Genomic DNA, 19,963 nt, shown 5'->3' with positions numbered 1-19,963 from the left:
TAAACTCGCTTAAACATCGTTATTAAGGGCCCTAAACAGGCCCCTCCTTAAATTACTTATGGTGAATATTAAAAGCTAAACTGACGCATTAAGTGCTAAATTAGGATTCATCTGAGATGAGCGCCAAGCAGGTAAAAGCATGGCTAGAGCAAGAACAGCTAGAACCAAAGCCGTGCAAAATACATAAAAGGACAAAACAGGGAGATCATAACCAACATTAGTAACCGGTCCATTAGACAGAGCTTGCTCCATCAAACGCCCAAGCATATCAGCCAAAGCCAAACCAATACTCAAACCAATAAGTAACTGCCAGCGCATAGTTTTTAACACCAACCAAACGATGTTTTTAGGTCCTGCTCCCAATGCCATATGTATGCCATATTCGCGCTTTTTCTGCTGAGCAGTAAAGGACGCAATACCATAAAGACCAGCCGAAGCCATAAGCAAAGCGACAAAGGCAAAACTTAAAATAAAGTTAGTAATAATAACCACAAATAAATCACGCTCTTCAAACAAATCTTCAAGCGTTCGATATACATCCATAGGCGCAAGCTTAGTACTTAACTTAGCAATCGCCTTATTAACCTGAGGAGCATAAGTTGCCACCGATCCTTCAGCGGTAACATAGACATGCATCACTCGGCTTACCCACTGCCTATTGCTTATATAGATCTCAACATAAGGAGCAATACGACCAAGTTCTTTTGCCGCTTGATAACCTTTAGTTGAGGTCACCGGAGAGGTGACACCAACAATGGTCAACCAGGGTGTCCACTCATCTTTAAGCCTATTTTGTGGCTCCCAGTTATTCCCCGGCTGGCGAACACGAATACGTTTGCCTAACACATTACCGTCGGGAAAGTACTCGTCTACAAAGGCCTGGTTAACAACGGTAACAGGTCTACTGCTTGCGTTATCCGACTTATTAAAGAAACGCCCCTGCAAAGGGGTGGCGCCTAAGGTTTGAAAAAACGCTTCTGTGACAATATTGGCATTAGTTTGAATTTTATCTTTATCCGAACTTAGACCACGTCCCTCAACATCTAAATCGCGGATAAGCTCAAATTCGTTCATGCCATGAACAAAAGAGACCTCTTTAATACCTGGGATAGCGCGAATATTACGCTCGGCATTATCGTAAAAAGCAATAACGCTATCGGCTTGCTCAAAACCTGCTTCGTGACTTATGTAAAGAGTATTCATTAATACTGACGCTTCATCATAAGGCAGTTTTCTATCCATTTGATCTTTAGTTAAACTTGCAAACATTAAAGCAATGATAAGTAAAACTAAGGTAAGGGAAATTTGGCTAGTTACCAACACCTTACCTGTCTTGCTAGCACTCATTCCACTTGTTGTTCTTGCATTGTCTTTAAGTGCATCTGCATTGTATTTAGAGGCGATTTTCAATAGTGGTGAAAGGCTAGAGATCAGTACGGAAAACAACATAATTGCAATACCGTAAGAAAAAACATTGAGGTCTACACTCATATCCCACCAATACGGAATCTCGCTATAATTATCAGACAGAATCGTCCAAATATAACGACCAGCCCATGCAGCCATTAAAAATGAAAAAAAGGTTCCCACTGATGCAATTACCAGTGCGTCCATAAGCACTTGTAGAATAATTTCACGACGCTTTGCACCAAGCACCTTACGCATATTCAACTCAAACTGGCGCTTACTGATACGCGCCAACAGAAGATTGCTAACATTGGCGCAAGCGATCAATAACACAAACAAGGAACCAATAATTAAAATAAATAAGATCGCGCTGAGTTCATCATCAACAATGATTTTTGAAAAATCTTGAACCTTAACCTGACTGTGATATTTATTCTTTTCCGGTTTAAGAGTTTGCTGCTGACGGGCAATAGCATCAAGATCGGCCTTGGCCTGTTCCATACTCACGCCCTCTTTTAATGTTCCAAAGATAGTCGCTAAAAAGGTACTTTCTTGAGTAGGATCTTTTTCCCAACGCCAGTCGTAAGGTTTCCAAAGCTCTTGAGCAAAAGGAAAACGAAAACCCTCGGGCATAACTCCAATAATGGTGTGCACCGTGCCATCAAGCAATAGAGTACTACCAATAGCATCGTCACTGCCTTCAAACTCGTTCTGCCAAAGGGTGTAACCAATAACCACAACATCCTCACCCGAGGTGACATCGTCTTCTGTGGCAATACGGCCGAGAATCGCATCTTGGCCTATCATAGTAAAAAAATTACCGCTGACTCGGCCTGCCTGATAACGGGCTACATTATCGCTGCCGTCGGGTCTGTGTACCGCGTAGCTCAAATAATGAAAAGCCACTAATTCATCAAAGATCGTGCTGTCTCGCTTCATCGCTTCATAATCATCAATAGCAATGCCACGTAAATTACGATAGTCCCCTTCTTGGACTTGTCGATGCCAATCCACACTCACTAAGTCACCTTTATTGGCAAATTTAGGCGTGTCCCACATCATCATATTAGCCATGCTAAACATGGTTAAAGCCATGGAAAGGCCAATAGCTAAGACTAAAACGGCAATCACGCTTGTACTTAAATTTTTGTAAAATAAGCGCAAGCTATAATATAAATTTCCTAATAAATTCATTTATCTATCCCTCCTAATTAAGCTCGAATTTCGCTTAAAAGAGAATGATCGTCATTGATAGAGCCGTTCTCATCAACAACGTGACCATCAAAGAGATGAACAACACGCGAGGCATGGCTGTTATATCGGTCATCGTGAGTCACCATAACAATGGTCGCGCCACCATCGTGCAACTCCGATAATAACTCCATCGCTTTTTCACCATTACTTGAGTCGAGGTTACCGGTTGGCTCATCTGCCAATAGCACTGATGGTTTTCCCGCTAAAGCCCGAGCAATAGCAACACGCTGCTGCTGACCACCACTTAATTGATTGGGAAGGTGTTTATTACGATGAGCCATTTGTACACGTTCAAGAACTTCTTGCACTCGCTCTTTACGCTTAGCTTTAGCCATACCACTATAAATAAGTGGAAGCTCTACATTTTCTGCAACAGTCATATCGGCAATCAAATTAAAACTTTGGAAGATAAAACCAATTTCTTGATTGCGTATCCGAGTTTGATCCGCAGTACCCAGCTCACTGACATCATGGCCATTTAATTGATAACGCCCCCCAGTGGGCGAATCCAACAAGCCCATAATGGAGAGCAGAGTCGACTTACCACAGCCAGAAGGCCCTGCAATAGAAAGGAATTCACCTTTATGGATATCAAAACTCACGCCACTGAGTGCATGTGTTTCAATATCATCGGTGTAATACACTTTAGTAATGTCATTTAATTGAATAAGTGGTGTTGTCATCTCTATTTCTCGCTCTTTTCGATATTCGTTCGTATATGTTTCGCATCATGCGTTGCATACGGGAAATAATGGGTTTATTACTGTTTGCTTTAAATTAATTTAATTAACTCGAATGCTTGAGTGGGCCGACCAATCTGTGGTGTCAGATAAAATAATTTCATCACCTGGTTTAAGCCCATCTACTACCTCGATGGTATTGATCGATGTACGACCAAAAAGTACTTTCACTTGTTCTGCAACATCACTTCCAGGAATAAAGCGAAAGACTTTGATATGGCTCTCTGCACGTGCATAGATAGGGCGATCGACATAAACAACATTGTTAATACGTTGAATTTCTATGCTGGCTTCTATGCTGGAATTAGGGCGTATGCCTTTAGGTAGGTCTTCACTTATCTTAATGTCTACTGCAACCATGCCATCAACAACATTTGGATCTATACGATGCACAAAGCCTTTAACAATGCCACTGCGCGTATCAACTCCCGCTTTTAAACCCAGTGTTAAGCGTTTGGCTTGATGTTCAGAAACCTTAATTTCAGCACGTAATTTATTTGGATTCACCACTTGCGCCAAGCTTTGGCCAATACTGACTTGCTGCCCTTCTTTTAAAGTTTGCTGCTGTAATAGGCCATCAAAACCCGCTTTCACAGAAAGCGCGTCTGCCTGCTCTTGCAATAGGGCCAGCCTAGCGCGGCTTTGCTCAAGCAGGCTCTCTTGCGCATGAAGCTGGGCCGCAATACTTTTTTCGGCCAGTTCATAGCGCTGCTTCTCTAGAGCCAACTCGGCCTTAAGACGCTGAAGTTTTAGCGCCGAACGCTGTTTAGCTTGCTCGGACTCTAAACCGCGTTCAAACAATTGCTGGTCAATACTTGCATCAAGCTCAGTCTGTTTAAACTCTGATTCAGTTCGGCTTAGTGAGGATTGACTCTGAAGCAAAGAACTTTGTAACTCGGCCTTACGAACTAAAAAATTCGCTTCGTCGGTCAGTAGCTGCAGTTCTGCATTTTGCTTTTGCTGGCTCAGTTCTGGATTACTTAATTCCATGATCACGGTATCGGCGCTTACTTGAGCGCCAGGCAGTACTAACACCCGCTCAACTCGGCCGGCACTGCGTGCAGAGATCCAGCGAATTTGCTCGGGTTCTAGGGTACCGACACCATGTAATTCATGTTTCATTTCACCGTGATTTACGATGCCGCGAAAGACCAGTTCTTGATCGACTTGATAAGGCCCCGGTCTGTGCATTATTAAAAAGGCACAGACCGCAACAAAAGCAAAGGCCCCCGCGCCCATCATTGCACGCTTTTTAAGTCGGTTTTTTCTAGCCAGTTCAGGCCGACGTACATCCATGATTCTGTCTCATTATTAATATCGACAGTAACAAATGTAAGAATCATGCCAAGTCTAAAAAATCAAATAAGCCATTGATTTATAATGGTTTTTAAAAACCACCTCAAACATCCCGTTATTCCAGTCCCATTTTCGAAACTACTTGTGTCTCGAAAATGGAACGCAACTAGGCTAAGGCTATAAAGGCAGTGTGATGCAGGCTGTGCAGCCGGGGCCGGCTTTATTATTAACCAAATCTAATCGCCCCTTATGCGCTTCAATAATTTGGCGAGAGAGCACTAAACCAATACCACTACCTTGGGGCTTTGTCGTGAAATACGGAATAAACAAGTTATCTGGGTTCTCAATACCACAACCTTGATCTTTTACCATTATTGTTAGCTCCGCCGCCTGAGCATACCAGCTCAGCTCTACTTCTTGCTGCTGCGTACTCGCTTCGTGCGCATTTTTAATTAAATTAATCAAGACTTGCTCTATCTGAGCGCTGTCGATATCAATTTTTAGCTCTGGCCCAAGCTTTAGCGATAAAGAGCACTGAGGATAATCTGCGACGATTCTTTCTAATAAGCTTGAGACTAGGGTTTCTTGTTTTTGTGGTGCAGGCAGGCGTGCAAGCTGACTGTAACTGTTAACCAAGCGGTTTAAATTATCGATACGAGCATCAATAATCCTTAAGCCTTCCGTAAAGTCATCCTGCCAACCATCGTAGAGCTGACCTCGATTTAAAGTACGACTCATACTTCCCACCGTTGTTTTTAACGGTGTTAATGCATTATTGATTTCATGAGAAAGGATACGGGTGAGTTTTCTCCAAGCCTCTAACTCTTCTTCCCTCAAGTCACGACCAATATCTGCCAACATAAAGAACTGATAAGGTAAGCCTTGCTGCCTATAAGCGCTGTGTTTAACTAACCAACGACTTTTCCGCAGAGGGAAGCTATGCTCATGTACGCTAGTATGTGCAGCTAATTGAGCAAAAGTTAAGTCAAGCTCATCAATAGCCATGCCTTCAAGTTCATGAGCAGATTTAGCAAACAGCTCAGCCCCATAGCGATTAGCCATGACCAACTTTTTATTGTTATCAAATAGAAAGACGGCAAGATCCACCTCGGCCAAGATCCTTGCCATGAGTTTTTGAGTTTCATAAACACTACTTCGACTAATCGCTAAAAAATCAGCCACGCCGTTTAACTCACGCTGAACGGTATTAACAATATCGGAGCTTTTAGTAACGCTAGAGCGCAATGAATAGTCATTCTCTCGAAAGCTCATTAGTATATTTGCAACAGCCTGCCACGGCCGATATGAGCTATACCAATGCGCTAATAAGAAAAAGGCGGTAGGTAAAAGTACGACAACCAACATAGTCAGCACTTCTAAAGCATCGTATTTACCGAGGTACAATAAAAAAATGATGGCAAAGAAACTAGGTAATAAAGCCAATATGCTAAAGCTATAACTTCGCTGTAAGCCTACAAGACGCCAAAGCATGAACTTGCTTAATTTTTTCCTATTCATGACAAATCAAAGCCGTGTTTACTTAGCTTTCGGTAAAACGCACTGCGGCTCACCCCTAAGGCTTTAGCGGCTTCATCGGGCTTTCTCATATGTTTGACTAAAGCAGCATCAAGCATATCGTACTCAACTTGAGCTAGGGTTTTACCTTCAAAACTGTACTCACTAGAAGTTAATGAACCCAGCCCTGATGAATGAGTACTCTGCTCCACTTGAGCTAAACCGAGCTCGCTAATACCTATAGGAGCCCCCCGACTTAATAAAACGGCTCGCTCAATACTGTGCTCAAGCTCCCTAATATTTCCAGGCCAAGAGTGGCTTTGCATAAGTTGATAAGCGCTATCACTAAACCCTAGCTCTGATTTATTGTATTTCTCTTTAAAGCGTACTAAGAAATAATCAGCCAACACAGGGATGTCTTCCACTCGTTCGCGCAGTGCTGGGATACGAATAGACAAGGTATTAATACGATAAAATAAATCTTGCCTAAAGCGCCCCTCGCTGACTTCTTGCTGTAGATCAGCATTGGTCGCACAAATAATTCGCACATCGGCACTGCGAGTACGCGAGCTTCCAACTCGCTCAAACTCCCCAGTTTCTAACAAGTGCAATAAAACCGCCTGCTGCTTTTCAGTAATATTGGCAATTTCATCTAAAAATAAGGTGCCACCATCGGCAAGCTCATAGCGCCCTATACGCTGAGCGTCTGCGCCTGTGAATGCACCTTTTTCATGGCCAAATATTTCACTTTCGAAAACACTTTCAGCCAGAGCCCCCATATTCACACTGATAAAAGGGCCGCCTTTTCTATCACTTAGATCATGACAAAGCCTGGCCATACGAGTTTTACCCGTACCATTTTCACCCGAAAGTAACAGCCCCGCATCCGAGCTCGCCATACACTCAAAGTCTTGCACTAAGTCCTTCATCACAGCCGAATTAGTACTGAGCTCGGTTTTTTGCTGCTCCTTGAGAATGCGGTTTTCGCTCTCCAGATGACTCTGGCGTTGCAGTGCTCGTGTTAATGCAACTTGCGTTTTGACAATGCTGAGTAAGCGTTCAACATCCCAGGGTTTGCAAATAAAGTCATTCGCACCGAGCTTCATGGCTTCTACAGCCATTTCAACAGAAGCCCATGCTGTCATCACCACAATAGGAACGTGCTCGTGTTGCTTGCGAATAAGCTCTATCAGATTCAAGCCTTCATGCCCCGAGGTTGTATCCGACTGATAGTTCATATCCAGTAAGATCAGATCAAACACTTGCTCCTTAATGGCTCGCTCGACCTGAGCAGGAGAACTTGCTCCGCGAGACTGTATACCCTCACTTTTAAACAGCAATTCGGCAGAACGCCTTATATCACCTTGATCATCTGCCACTAATATACAAAGTGGCGCTACTTGTTCTGCCATTACACTCTCACTTCCATTGCCTATAACGGCCTTAAACACAAGATAGATAGCAGATAACGCAACCTACTTAGGCCTTTTCTCAGTCATTATATAGAGCCTGCCGTGCAAGCCGCAAAACTGCTAAAATAGGTGGCTGCTTTGCTAACAAAGAATACTGCCATGCTTATCAACTGGTACCCGGGCCATATGCACAAAGCCCAAAAAGAAGTGCGCAAGATCATGCCATCGGTCGATATTGTGATAGAGGTCTGTGATGCCCGCCTACCTTTCTCCAGTGCCAACCCTATGCTAGAACAGATCCGCGCAAACAAACCCAGCCTAAAGGTGCTAACTAAAAGTGACTTAGCCGACCCTAAAGCAACTAAGCTCTGGCTAGACGCCCTATGCCAAGGCGATAGTAGCGATGCCCTGGCAATCACCAAAGATAATCCAAGTATTGCCCGCACTATTCCAGATCGCGCCCGCAAGCTGCTAAAAGGCCGAGCGAATCAATTTAAAGCTATTAAGGCCCTGATTTTAGGTATTCCGAATGTCGGTAAATCGACCTTGATTAATACTTTGGCAGGAAAAAAAATTGCCTCTGTAGGTAATGAACCAGCCGTGACCAAAGCTCAACAAAAAATAAAAATTGCCGATGACTTTTTGTTAATAGACAGCCCCGGTATGACTTGGCCCGGTTCAAAAAGTGAAATTGTAAATTACCGGCTTGCGACCAGCGGCGCAATAAGAGATACCGCAATGTCCTATGATGATGTAGGTATTTTTGCTGCTGAATTTATGGCTGAACGCTATCCCGAGCAGTTGATGAAAGCATATCAACTGCCTTCACTAAAAGAAGAAGGCTGGCAAATACTGGAACAAATAGCTAAAAAGCGAGGCTGCATGCAACGCGGCGGAGCCGACTTTCAGCGCGTTGGGGAATTACTCGTACGTGAATTAAGAGCAGGAAAACTAGGCCGCATCACCTTAGAGCAGCCCGGTGCCGACTGCGACCATTTAAAGACAAACTAGGAAAACTCATGAGCAGCTCCACACACACCACGGCATTCACTGTCCGCGATTATGAACTCGATATGCAAGGCGTCGTGAATAACGGCGTTTACAACAATTATTTTGAGCATGCCCGCCATGAGTTTTTATTGAGCAAAGGTGTCGACTTTGCCGCTCTCGCTCAACAAGGTATCAACCTAGTCGTTGCACGCATAGAAACGGATTATAAGCGCTCTTTACGTAGCGGCGACCGTTTTAAAGTCGAAACAGAAGTGCACAAGCTATCGAGACTTAAGTTTAATTTCTCTCAACGTATCGTGACTGAACACGGTGATATTGCTGCTCAAGCCTTGGTGACCGGTGTCGCTGTTGATGCCGAAAGCCTGCGCCCGATGAAACTTGATAACTTAGATATGCTGTTTGAGAACAACTAAAAACGTATTCAACCTATAAGTGCAAGCAAGAGCCGAGAGCCTCAACTAAGCTGAATAAGGTCCACACCGCTCTACTCGCATAGGTCACAGATGACACGCTCAATCTTGCGCCTTTTGATATCTCTCTTTGTACTCAGCCCAGTACTAACTTGTTATGCGCTAGAGACTGTGAGTGTGGGCCTGCAGTTCTCACGAGGAGATCAGCGTTTACAGGTACAGCGACAAATCAAGCGGTTTGAGCAATCCAACCCAGATATAAAAATAGACTTATGGGCTTATTCCGAAACAAACTACACCGGCAATATTGAACTCTGGCTAAGCCAACAAAGCGGGCCTCAGTTGCTAATGTGGTACGGGGGACAACGGCTTAAGCACTATATTGAACACCAGTCCTTACAGAACATCGATAACTTCTGGCAAACTGAACAACTAGAACATGCTTTTGCCAAACCAGTAAGCGCAACAGCGAATTATAAAGGGCATAACTATGCCATACCGCTTTCTTACTCACTCTATTCCCTGTACTACACCGAGGCACCTTTTAAGCAGCTCGGCATTTCAATACCAAGCACTTGGCAAGAAGTCTTAAGAGCCTGCAAATTATTTGATGAGGAAGACTTAAGCTTATTTAGTTTTGGGGGGCAAACACAGTGGTCTGTTCACGGCTGGTTTGACTACCTAAATCTACGCATCAATGGCTTAGAGTTCTATGAACAGTTACTAAGTGGAGTGCTTAGCTATGAAGACCCAAAAGTTAAACGTGTCTTTGACCACTGGGCCGCTTTACTAAACACAAATTGTTTTAACGCAAACCATTTACAGCTGACCAATAAAAAGGCTTTCCCACGTTTACTGCATAAGCTTTCAGGCATGATGTTACTAAATAATATTCCTGAGGTAGGCGCGCCGAATATTGAAATCAAGCGAGTAAAATACAACCCTTTTCCAACCATTAACGACAAACACGCCCCCTATACTCTTAGCCCAGTTAATGTCCTTGTTGTACCAAGTTATACCAAACTAAGCCCTGCGGTGTTAAAAGTCATGAGCTTATTTGCAAGTGCGGAATTTCAGTATGCGATGAACGGCCCTGTTGGTCGTCCACCCGCAAGAAATGACCACTCCTTAGAGCTTAATGAAAAAGCTCAAAAGCTGGCTCAGGCCATTCGCCAAAGCCCCGGTGGCGTGCAATACTTTGACAGGGATACAGATATTAGATTCGCCTCTCAGACGCCTCAGATCATGTTGGAATTTATGCAGCACAGGGATTCAACTAGAGCTTGTAAGGAGTTAGAGCAACTGCGTCAACAATTACTTCACATTGATCGGACTCTGTCAGAAGAATAAGCTAGCGAAAACGTTCAGCGAGCTTGCGTTGATGCGCCGCAAGCTCTGACAACTCACCACTAATATCAACCGTCATCCCAGCTTGAGCTTTAGCTTCCTCAGAAAGCTGCGCCATAGCACGAGTATTACCTTCTATGTCTTGCGCAGTACTGGCCTGCTCTTCTGCTGCAGCGGCAATACGCTGACTTAACAAATCGATATTTTCAACCGAAGCAGTAACAGACTCCAAAGCCCCCACCACGGCCCCCATCTCATCAACACTACTGGATGCCAAACCTAAACAGCTCTCCATCGCCGACGAAGTTCCCTCAGTCGCATCAGATAAGTTCGTAATGATGTTTTCGATATCTTGAGTGGAATCTTGTGTGCGCTGAGCTAGCGTCCTAACCTCATCGGCAACAACAGCAAAACCTCGTCCCTGATCCCCTGCTCGTGCAGCTTCAATCGCAGCATTTAAAGCAAGTAAATTTGTTTGTTCTGCAATGCCACGGATCACATTAACAACTGAGGCTATTTGCTCACTATCATTACTAAGCTTTTCGACTAAAGAGCCAAGGCTTGAAACTCGATCAGCCAAGCGATTAATTTCGTCTTGAGCTTGCTGCAGAATAGCTTTTCCCGATTCTACTTCACTCACTGCCATTTGTGTTGCATCAGAGCTTGCACTAGCTCCTTCAGCCACTTCTTGAACTGCTTGAGCCATTTGCTCTATAGCATTGGCTACAGCAGCAACCTCTCCTTGCTGACGCTGCATAGCGTCATCCCCTGCTTGAGCTTGAAGCTGAGTATTGTAACTTTTCTCGCTAAGCGCCTGAGCAGACTCAACAAAACGCCCAAGCGCCGTTCTTAAACGAGCTTGAGCGGCAATTTGTCCAAGGCGAATTTCTCCTAGAGAATTACAACTACCGGTATAAATATAAGCAGCTATGGGGTCGTGAATAATGTCTCTAGCCCCTTCTAATGAGCTCTGTAAATACACAGTAAATATCAACTGCGCTAACACACCGGCCCCAATACCTGAAACTAAAGCCGCAATCACAACCGTGGCAAAGCTCAACCCAACTAATGTACCGAAAACAAAAAAGAAACACAGAGCAGCTAAAAAAGAGACAATCGACAACATATAACGCTGCCATAAAACAAATAGCCAGGGCAGTGCCGCCTGCCCCTTATTCATCCGCTTATAGACATACTCTGCTCGTTTAACGGCAGCTCGCTCAGGTTTAATACGAACAGACTCATAGCCGCTTATTGTCTTACCTTTACGTAACGGTGTTATATAAGCATCGACCCAGTAAAAGGCCCCGTCCTTACAGCGGTTTTTTAAAACCCCCATCCATGGCTTACCAAACTGCAAATCCCTCCACAGCATCTTAAACGCTGTTTGTGGCATTTCGGGATGACGAACAATATTGTGAGCCTGACCAATAAGCTCTTCTTTTGAATATTTTCCAACATCACAGAATGTTTGATTACAGTAAGTTATGACGCCTTTGCTATCTGTTGCAGATACCATTTCATCCCCTTCTTGTAATACAACCTCTTTTTGCATTACAGGCTCGCTATGACGCATACCTATGTCTTCCTTATCAATCTTATACCGAAGAAGTATAGACAAGAGTTTCAGTAACACGGGCTGTCACGCTGACACTCAGCAGCCCCTCCACCAGTAGCTGATCTTTGACTCACAACAATATTAGGTCATACTAATATTGACAACCCTTAACATTAGCACTATCTTATATTCAACATTAGAAAACACTAATCTTAAGGAGAGGCAAATGAGCCACTTTCAACAAGTAACTAAAGACATCAATAGCAAACTAGCCGAATTCCAAAAACGTATGCCTGAAACCATGAAAGGCTTTGGTCAAATGGCTTCTGTCAGCAAAAAAGACAGTGCCCTAGACGCTAAAACAAAAGAGCTAATAGCAACAGCTATTGCAATTGCTGCACGCTGTGAAGGTTGCTTAGGCTTTCATGCTAAGGCTTGCGTAAAACTTGGAGTTAACCGAGAAGAATTTGAGTCGATGCTCGAAGTAGCCATGTATATGGGCGGTGGGCCTTCAGTCATGACAGCAGCAGAAGCCATGAACGCTTATGAAGAATTTGGCGGAGAAAGCCTATAATAGGTCTATAAACCGTTCTGTTTAAGCCCGCTCTTGCGGGCTTAAACTTATATATCCCTCCCCCGCATATTTCCACTTTAATAGACAAGGCACGCTCAGACAAATAGCTGTCGCCACAAGTAAAGCCCCTCTTAATAAAGACTCGTAATCTATACACATGCCCAAGGACAACGCCGTACAAGGACTTGGGAAAGTTAACGACACAAATAAAAGGAAATGATTATGTTGGTACTTACTCGTAAAAAAGGCGAAGTGTTAATGGTTGGCGATGATGTGGTGATTACATTTTTAGAGACTCGCGGCAACCAAGTTAAGGTAGGCATAGAAGCTCCTCGCGATGTTGCAATACACCGTAAAGAAATTTACGACCGTATCCAAGCAGAGCGCGCTGCAAACGATGCGAGCATCTCAGTAGGCTCATAATAGCCATGAATTAACTAAAGCAGCTAGGTGAGCCTTAACACTAGGCTCACCTAGCTGCTCACGAGTAAAGACATTAAAAACCTTTTACTTTCTTTCTTTTTAACCAACGGAAAAAAGCAACCAAAACAAAACCTAAGCGGAAGAGATCAAAGCTCCTATCCTCACCGCCATATAACTCGGGTTTAAACTCTTTACAGCCGTATTTTTTCATACACTGCTGCCAAAGTTCGATACGATCTGCCGTATTAACGAGCTGATTAATCTCACGTTTGCCCCCCCTCTTTTCTTGGTCGAAAGGGTTTCGTACAACAACCTCGTCAATAATCGCTATTTTTTTCTGGTCAGAACCGCCAATAATATTGTGATACCACCAGTCCATCCCCCAACCAGGCAATACGCCATCATAGACCTCAAGAAACTTAATGAGTTTATCGCTAGAGAATAGGGGACAATTCATTTCTACAAAATTTGTAAAGCGATAACGATAAGCTGGATCTTGCCGCGTATGCTCAAAACTAATCTTTCCATCAGCACTAAAACTCGGCTGTAAAACCCACAGGTCCAAGTCCCGACGCAGCTTAAACAAAGTGACTAAACGCGGTGAATCGATCTCGATATCATCGTCAAGCACCATCACGGATTCATAGTGAGAAAGGGACTTTGTGGCTTCGTAAAAAGCTTTGAGATTTTGAAACTTACTGCCCTTTCTTCTATAAGCAAAATCTACTTCACTTAAATACTCGGGCTCTGCATCGCCGTAGTAAAACACGACAAGATCAAATTCTTTTCGCCCTACCCCCTTAGTCCAGAGTTTAATACGAGCTTGATCACCAACCGAACTGAATACCAAGAAACGTTTCTTCGGCTGGAAGCTTATTTTCTGTTCAAGAAGCATAGGATAAATAAAAGCTTAATTATGATGAGCAAGTATACGCTCAGGAGAAAAACAATAGTAGTTAAGCTCGCCAACAATGTTCCACCTTAATTCGGACTATAAAGACAGAGTAAAGCTTCCCAAGTAGTCACTACAACTACTGAATAGAGCCTGATAAACCTCGGAGGATTAACACAACCCTACGGCGGCTGCACTAAGAAGAAAACCAAAGGTGGCTCTTATCACAAAGAAACTCAAGCTCATCACCTGAAGTAAAGTGCCATAGATTAAAAGACATAAAAAAACCCGAGCTATTGCTAACTCGGGTTTTTTCTTAATAAGAGCCTGACGATGACCTACTCTCACATGGGGACTCCCCACACTACCATCGGCGATACGTCGTTTCACTACTGAGTTCGGAATGGGGTCAGGTGGTACCAACGCTCTATGGTCGTCAGGCAAAACTGGTGGCCAACTCTCTCGAGTCAATCAACGTCGCTAAGCTTTCGCTTCAGCGCAGTTTGCCAAATTCTTAGTGGTTCTAAAGTTAATATCTACTCTACAAATGCTTCTAACTCAAACCAAATCTCTGTAACGATTCTTCTTGGTCTGTCTTTCAACATAACAAATTCATCTCTGTTATATGGTCAAGCCTCACGGGCAATTAGTATTGGTTAGCTCAACGCCTCACAGCGCTTCCACACCCAACCTATCAACGTCGTAGTCTTCAACGGCCCTTTAGGGGGTCAAGCCCCAGGGAAATCTTATCTTGAAGGAGGCTTCCCGCTTAGATGCTTTCAGCGGTTATCCCGTCCGAACGTAGCTACCGGGCAATGCCATTGGCATGACAACCCGAACACCAGGGGTTCGTCCACTCCGGTCCTCTCGTACTAGGAGCAGCTCTTCTCAAATTTCCAACGCCCACGGCAGATAGGGACCGAACTGTCTCACGACGTTCTAAACCCAGCTCGCGTACCACTTTAAATGGCGAACAGCCATACCCTTGGGACCGGCTTCAGCCCCAGGATGTGATGAGCCGACATCGAGGTGCCAAACACCGCCGTCGATGTGAACTCTTGGGCGGTATCAGCCTGTTATCCCCGGAGTACCTTTTATCCGTTGAGCGACGACCCTTCCATACAGAATCGCCGGATCACTATGACCTACTTTCGTACCTGCTCGACTTGTCAGTCTCGCAGTCAAGCTGGCTTGTGCCATTACACTAACCGCATGATTTCCGACCATGCTTAGCCAACCTTCGTGCTCCTCCGTTACTCTTTGGGAGGAGACCGCCCCAGTCAAACTACCCACCATACACTGTCCTCAATCCCGGTAAGGGACCAGAGTTAGAACCTCAAACATACCAGGCTGGTATTTCAAGTGTGGCTCCACATTATCTAGCGACAACGCTTCAAAGCCTCCCAGCTATCCTACACAAGTAGGCTCAAAGTTCAGTGCAAAGCTGTAGTAAAGGTTCACGGGGTCTTTCCGTCTAGCCGCGGGTATACGGCATCTTAACCGCAATTTCAATTTCACTGAGTCTCGGGTGGAGACAGCGTGGCCATCGTTACGCCATTCGTGCAGGTCGGAACTTACCCGACAAGGAATTTCGCTACCTTAGGACCGTTATAGTTACGGCCGCCGTTTACCGGGGCTTCGATCAAGAGCTTCGCATACGCTAACCCCATCAATTAACCTTCCGGCACCGGGCAGGCGTCATACCCTATACGTCCACTTTCGTGTTTGCAGAGTACTATGTTTTTAATAAACAGTCGCAGCCACCTGGTCACTTCGACCGGCCTCAGCTTAAGCAGCAAGTGCCATCACCAAAACCGGCGTACCTTCTCCCGAAGTTACGGTACCATTTTGCCTAGTTCCTTCACCCGAGTTCTCTCAAGCGCCTTGGTATTCTCTACCTGATCACCTGTGTCGGTTTACAGTACGGTCAACTGTAACCTGAAGCTTAGAAGTTTTTCCTGGAAGCATGGCATCAACCACTTCGCCCAAAAGAGGGCTCGTCATCAATTCTCGGCCTTAGGGATCCGGATTTGCCTAAATCCCCAGCCTACTACCTTAAACACGGACAACCATCGCCGTGCTGGCCTAGCCTTCTCCGTCACTCCATCGCAGTTACAGTCGGTACAGGAATATTAACCTGTTTCCCATCGACTACGCATCTCTGCCTCGCCTTAGGGGCCGACTCACCCTTCCCCGATTAACGTTGGAAAGGAAACCTTGATCTTCCGGCGGGGGAGTTTTTCACTCCCCTTGTCGTTACTCATGTCAGCATTCGCACTTGTGATACCTCCAGCATGCTTTTCAACACACCTTCACAGGCTTACACAACGCTCCCCTACCACTTACTCAAAGAGTAAATCCGCAGCTTCGGTACACTATTTAGCCCCGGTAAATCTTCCGCGCAGGCCGACTCGACTAGTGAGCTATTACGCTTTCTTTAAAGGATGGCTGCTTCTAAGCCAACCTCCTAGCTGTCTAAGCCTTCCCACATCGTTTCCCACTTAATAGTGTTTAGGGACCTTAGCTGGCGGTCTGGGTTGTTGCCCTCTTGACAACGGACGTTAGCACCCGCTGTCTGTCTGCCATACTCATACTCCACGGTATTCGGAGTTTGCAAAGGGTTGGTAAGTCGGGATGACCCCCTAGCCTTAACAGTGCTCTACCCCCGTGGGTAATATATGACGCACTACCTAAATAGTTTTCGGGGAGAACCAGCTATCTCCCGGCTTGATTAGCCTTTCACTCCGACCCACAGGTCATCCCCTAACTTTTCAACGTTAGTGGGTTCGGTCCTCCAGTTGATGTTACTCAACCTTCAACCTGCCCATGGGTAGATCGCCGGGTTTCGGGTCTAATGCCTGCAACTAAACGCCCTATTAAGACTCGGTTTCCCTACGGCTCCCCTAAACGGTTAACCTTGCTACAGACAATAAGTCGCTGACCCATTATACAAAAGGTACGCAGTCACTCCGAAGAGCTCCTACTGCTTGTACGCACACGGTTTCAGGATCTATTTCACTCCCCTCACAGGGGTTCTTTTCGCCTTTCCCTCACGGTACTGGTTCACTATCGGTCAGTTGAGAGTATTTAGCCTTGGAGGATGGTCCCCCCATCTTCAGACAAGATATCACGTGTCCCGTCCTACTTAATATGTAACTATTGAAACTTCATGTACGGGGCTATCACCCTGTATCGCCAGACTTTCCAGACTGTTCCACTATTTCAACAATTATCGGCTGGTCCCCTTTCGCTCGCCGCTACTAAGGGAATCTCGGTTGATTTCTTTTCCTCCGGGTACTTAGATGTTTCAGTTCCCCGGGTTCGCTTCGTACACCTATGTATTCAGTGCACGATAGTCCTAAAGGACTGGGTTCCCCCATTCAGAAATGTTCGGATCAATGCTTGTGTGCCAACTCCCCGAACCTTATCGCAGGCTCCTACGTCTTTCATCGCCTTCAACTGCCAAGGCATCCACCGTGTGCGCTTATTCACTTGACCATATAACACAAATGAATTTTGCTGATACGACTTTAGTTGAACACATCTAATTCATACGAATTAAACACATTCACTACGCCAAGAATAATCACTTCACAGAAATCTTACGCTTGAGTTAGAAACTCATTCATAAATATTTGTAAATATTATGATTACTTTAGAATCCACATTTTTAAAGAACAACTCACTGAAAAGAACTGCTGTTCCCCTAGCGAGGACGCGCATAATACACTGATATTTTTAAGGGTCAACGCTTTTTCTAAGTTTTTTCCAATTTATTAAACTTAGTACAAAGCGTAACCAAGCCGACGGAATATCCCCGCCTCTATAGCGGCAGCGCGCCCTTATAGGACCTTCATGCTACTATAAGCTCTTCTATTGATTTGCAACCAAGCCTTAAAGTTCATGCGTAAATCCCTGCAACCTAAATCTATCTTTATCGTACGCCTTAGCTCGCTTGGCGATGTCGTTATGGCTAGCCCTATCGCAGAGGTCTTAAAGCAACAGTTCCCAAAGTCTCGTATTGTTTGGGCGGTACAAAAAGAAAGTGCTGAAATTCTGCAGAACAACCCGTGGATAGATGAACTCTTCATATGGGATAAAAACCATTGGAAGGAGCTTTGGCAACAACGGAAGTGGAAAGAGCTTTGGAATGAAATACGCAAAACACGAACGGAACTACGAGCACAACGGTTTGATATCGCCCTAGATCTGCAAGGCCTTTTAAAAAGTGGCTTTTTTACTTGGTTAAGTGGAGCCAAACAACGAATCGGCATCGGATCTCGCGAAGGAAGCTACTGGTTTATGCATAAAATGGTCAGTAGGAATGTCGCCAATCGTGAGCAGATGGGAGCCGACTACCGCTATCTCGTAAATCAGATGGGCTGGAATGATCATCAATGGCGTGTGGACATCACTTGTGATGATGAATCCAAAGAACATGCAGATGAGCTACTCGCAAAAACATGTAAGCCCGATGAAAAGTTTGCCGTAATTTGCCCCTTCACTACACGGGAACAAAAACACTGGAGTGATGACTACTGGCAACAATTAGTGCTGCGTATTCGAGGACGCTACCAGCTAAAAACGATTATTCTTGGAGCCCGCCACGAAGGTACGAAAGGGCAACAACTCGCAAGGCGTTGCGGGGCAATAAATCTTGCAGGGCAAACAGGCTTACAAGATGCAATCAATATTATGCGCAAAGCCAGTATCGTTATTGGTGTCGATAATGGTTTAACTCATATTAGCCAAGCAATGACTGTTCCTTCGCTCGCCCTTTTTGGGCCAAGCTGCCCTTATCGCCATAGTGGTTGTGATAATAGCCGAGTTTTGTTTATGGACCTCAACTGCTCCCCATGCAAACGTAAGCCAAGCTGTGGTGGAACTTACGACTGCATGAAAGATCTCAATCCTGACTTTGTACTGGCAGAGATTAAACGTTTATTTAAAGTGCAAGCCCTCATTGAGGAAGACGATTAAACTCGAGCCATTCATAAACCTGCTCACGCAAGACACTTAAAGGTAAAGCGCCTTGCGCTAAAATAACATCGTGAAATTCACGAATATCAAAACGCTCACCAAGACTTTGTTTTGCCTCCGCCCTTAAGGTTAATATCTCTCTCATGCCAACATAATAGGCCGTTGCCTGTGAAGGCATCACCATATAGCGCTCAATAGCTCGACGACAATCACGCTCAGAGTTAGGCGTATTTTCAACTAAATAATTAATGGCCTGTTCACGACTCCATTTTTTTGAGTGCAAACCAGTATCTACAACCAAGCGTGTAGCTCGCCATAGCTCCATTGCTAAACGACCAAAATCAGAATATGGATCCTCATATAAGCCCATCTCTTTCGGTATGCGCTCCGAATAAAGCCCCCAACCTTCGATATAAGCGGTGTAACCTCCAAACTTTCTAAACTTTGGAATGCCCTTTAACTCCTGAGCAATCGCAATTTGCATATGGTGTCCAGGTAAAGCTTCGTGGTAAGCCAGTGCCTCCATTTGGTATTTACTAACATCTTTCATATTATAAAGATTAACGTAATAGCGGCCGGGGCGTGAACCATCCGGAGCTGGGCGCTGGTAAAATGCCTTACCCGCAGACTTTTCGCGAAAAGCTTCAACAGGCTTCACCTCTAACTCAGCCAAAGGCTTAGTAATAAACAACTCATCAAGACGGGAACTCATCACATCAATATAGGCTTGATTCGCCTCTAAATATGCCTTTCGACCACGCTCATCATCAGAGAAATAGAACTGACTGTCTGTACGCATAAACTCAAAAAAATCAGCAAGATCACCATTAAAACCAACTGCTTTTTTTATGCCTTTCATTTCCGCATGAATACGATCAACATTATCCAAACCTATCTGATGAATCTCGTCTGCAGTTAGAGCAGTCGTGGTCGTACGAGTTAATTTAACCGAATAATATTCTTTACCCTCAGGTAACGCCCATACACCATTACTGCTTTTTGTTTGCGATTCCAGTTCCTGTAAATAAGCAATAAGCTCTATATAAGCAGGTCTAAATTTCTCTAATAAGGCCTGTTTTGCTTGCTGTTGAAGCTTTTCAGCATTCGCAAAAGAAGCTGTTTTCTTTTTAAAATCAGCCCATAT

Annotated in this window: 14 protein-coding genes and 2 rRNA genes (1 of these 16 running past the window's edge); 6 read left to right on the top strand and 10 right to left on the bottom strand. The window is 44.6% G+C overall.

The window, feature by feature from the left end; translation table 11 throughout:
• Positions 1 to 75 precede the first annotated feature (75 nt).
• The 5 genes from AB1S55_RS09600 to AB1S55_RS09580 form a co-directional block, all read right to left on the bottom strand.
• Positions 76 to 2,601, bottom strand: a complete 2,526-nt coding sequence (locus AB1S55_RS09600) for an ABC transporter permease (RefSeq protein ID WP_370977784.1) — start codon at positions 2,599 to 2,601, stop codon at positions 76 to 78.
• A 17-nt stretch (positions 2,602 to 2,618) separates the two neighbouring features.
• A complete protein-coding gene (locus AB1S55_RS09595; protein ID WP_370977783.1) occupies positions 2,619 to 3,344 on the bottom strand; it encodes an ABC transporter ATP-binding protein in 726 nt (241 codons plus the stop codon).
• Between the two features lie 99 nt (positions 3,345 to 3,443).
• The gene (locus AB1S55_RS09590; protein ID WP_370977782.1) at positions 3,444 to 4,697 is read right to left on the bottom strand and encodes an HlyD family secretion protein; all 1,254 of its coding nucleotides are present in this window, start codon (positions 4,695 to 4,697) and stop codon (positions 3,444 to 3,446) included.
• Positions 4,698 to 4,874: 177 nt separating this feature from the next.
• Complete coding sequence (locus AB1S55_RS09585) at positions 4,875 to 6,215, bottom strand: PAS domain-containing sensor histidine kinase (protein ID WP_370977780.1); 1,341 nt, start codon at positions 6,213 to 6,215, stop codon at positions 4,875 to 4,877.
• Positions 6,212 to 7,624, bottom strand: coding sequence for a sigma-54-dependent transcriptional regulator (locus AB1S55_RS09580; RefSeq protein WP_370977779.1), 1,413 nt, complete (start codon positions 7,622 to 7,624; stop codon positions 6,212 to 6,214). Before AB1S55_RS09580 ends, AB1S55_RS09585 begins: the two co-directional genes overlap by 4 nt.
• A gap of 159 nt (positions 7,625 to 7,783) precedes the next feature.
• Here AB1S55_RS09580 and ylqF point away from each other — a divergent pair, with 159 nt between their 5' ends.
• The 3 genes from ylqF (at position 7,784) to AB1S55_RS09565 (ending at position 10,395) form a co-directional block, all read left to right on the top strand.
• Positions 7,784 to 8,635, top strand: coding sequence for a ribosome biogenesis GTPase YlqF (gene ylqF / locus AB1S55_RS09575; RefSeq protein WP_370977777.1), 852 nt, complete (start codon positions 7,784 to 7,786; stop codon positions 8,633 to 8,635).
• An 8-nt stretch (positions 8,636 to 8,643) separates the two neighbouring features.
• Complete coding sequence (locus AB1S55_RS09570; protein WP_370977776.1) at positions 8,644 to 9,048, top strand: acyl-CoA thioesterase; 405 nt, start codon at positions 8,644 to 8,646, stop codon at positions 9,046 to 9,048.
• Between the two features lie 90 nt (positions 9,049 to 9,138).
• Positions 9,139 to 10,395 carry an ABC transporter substrate-binding protein gene (locus tag AB1S55_RS09565; RefSeq protein WP_370977774.1) on the top strand — a complete coding sequence of 419 codons (1,257 nt, stop codon included), beginning with the start codon at positions 9,139 to 9,141 and terminating at the stop codon, positions 10,393 to 10,395.
• A 1-nt stretch (position 10,396) separates the two neighbouring features.
• Here the strand turns inward: AB1S55_RS09565 and AB1S55_RS09560 are convergent, their stop codons facing one another.
• A complete protein-coding gene (locus AB1S55_RS09560) occupies positions 10,397 to 11,968 on the bottom strand; it encodes a methyl-accepting chemotaxis protein (RefSeq protein WP_370977772.1) in 1,572 nt (523 codons plus the stop codon).
• 208 nt (positions 11,969 to 12,176) lie between these two features.
• Here AB1S55_RS09560 and AB1S55_RS09555 point away from each other — a divergent pair, with 208 nt between their 5' ends.
• Together AB1S55_RS09555 and csrA are read left to right on the top strand one after the other, a co-directional pair.
• Positions 12,177 to 12,524 (top strand): carboxymuconolactone decarboxylase family protein, encoded by a 348-nt coding sequence (locus AB1S55_RS09555; protein ID WP_370977771.1) that lies wholly within the window; start codon positions 12,177 to 12,179, stop codon positions 12,522 to 12,524.
• A gap of 222 nt (positions 12,525 to 12,746) precedes the next feature.
• Positions 12,747 to 12,947, top strand: a complete 201-nt coding sequence (gene csrA, locus AB1S55_RS09550; RefSeq protein WP_370977770.1) for a carbon storage regulator CsrA — start codon at positions 12,747 to 12,749, stop codon at positions 12,945 to 12,947.
• Positions 12,948 to 13,020: 73 nt separating this feature from the next.
• Here the strand turns inward: csrA and AB1S55_RS09545 are convergent, their stop codons facing one another.
• The 3 genes from AB1S55_RS09545 to AB1S55_RS09535 form a co-directional block, all read right to left on the bottom strand.
• The gene (locus AB1S55_RS09545; RefSeq protein WP_370977768.1) at positions 13,021 to 13,842 is read right to left on the bottom strand and encodes a hypothetical protein; all 822 of its coding nucleotides are present in this window, start codon (positions 13,840 to 13,842) and stop codon (positions 13,021 to 13,023) included.
• A 322-nt stretch (positions 13,843 to 14,164) separates the two neighbouring features.
• A 5S ribosomal RNA gene (gene rrf / locus AB1S55_RS09540) occupies positions 14,165 to 14,280 on the bottom strand.
• A 184-nt stretch (positions 14,281 to 14,464) separates the two neighbouring features.
• Positions 14,465 to 17,337, bottom strand: a 23S ribosomal RNA gene (locus AB1S55_RS09535).
• A 405-nt stretch (positions 17,338 to 17,742) separates the two neighbouring features.
• Between AB1S55_RS09535 and AB1S55_RS09530 the strand changes: the two genes are divergently transcribed.
• Positions 17,743 to 18,819: a glycosyltransferase family 9 protein gene (locus tag AB1S55_RS09530; protein ID WP_370977767.1), complete on the top strand. Its 1,077-nt coding sequence runs from the start codon at positions 17,743 to 17,745 to the stop codon at positions 18,817 to 18,819.
• Here the strand turns inward: AB1S55_RS09530 and AB1S55_RS09525 are convergent.
• A protein-coding gene (locus AB1S55_RS09525; RefSeq protein WP_370977766.1) for a DUF885 family protein crosses the window boundary here: on the bottom strand, positions 18,800 to 19,963 show its 3' portion. 663 nt of this gene lie beyond the right edge of the window; only the last 1,164 of its 1,827 coding nucleotides appear in the window; its start codon lies off the right edge, out of view; the stop codon is at positions 18,800 to 18,802. The two genes, AB1S55_RS09530 and AB1S55_RS09525, sit on opposite strands and share 20 nt — an antisense overlap.

The organism is Agaribacterium sp. ZY112 (assembly GCF_041346925.1).
Lineage (GTDB): Bacteria > Pseudomonadota > Gammaproteobacteria > Pseudomonadales > Cellvibrionaceae > Agaribacterium.
The sequence above is the reverse complement of the archived record's forward strand: the minus strand, read 5'-3'. Positions and strand labels throughout refer to the sequence as shown.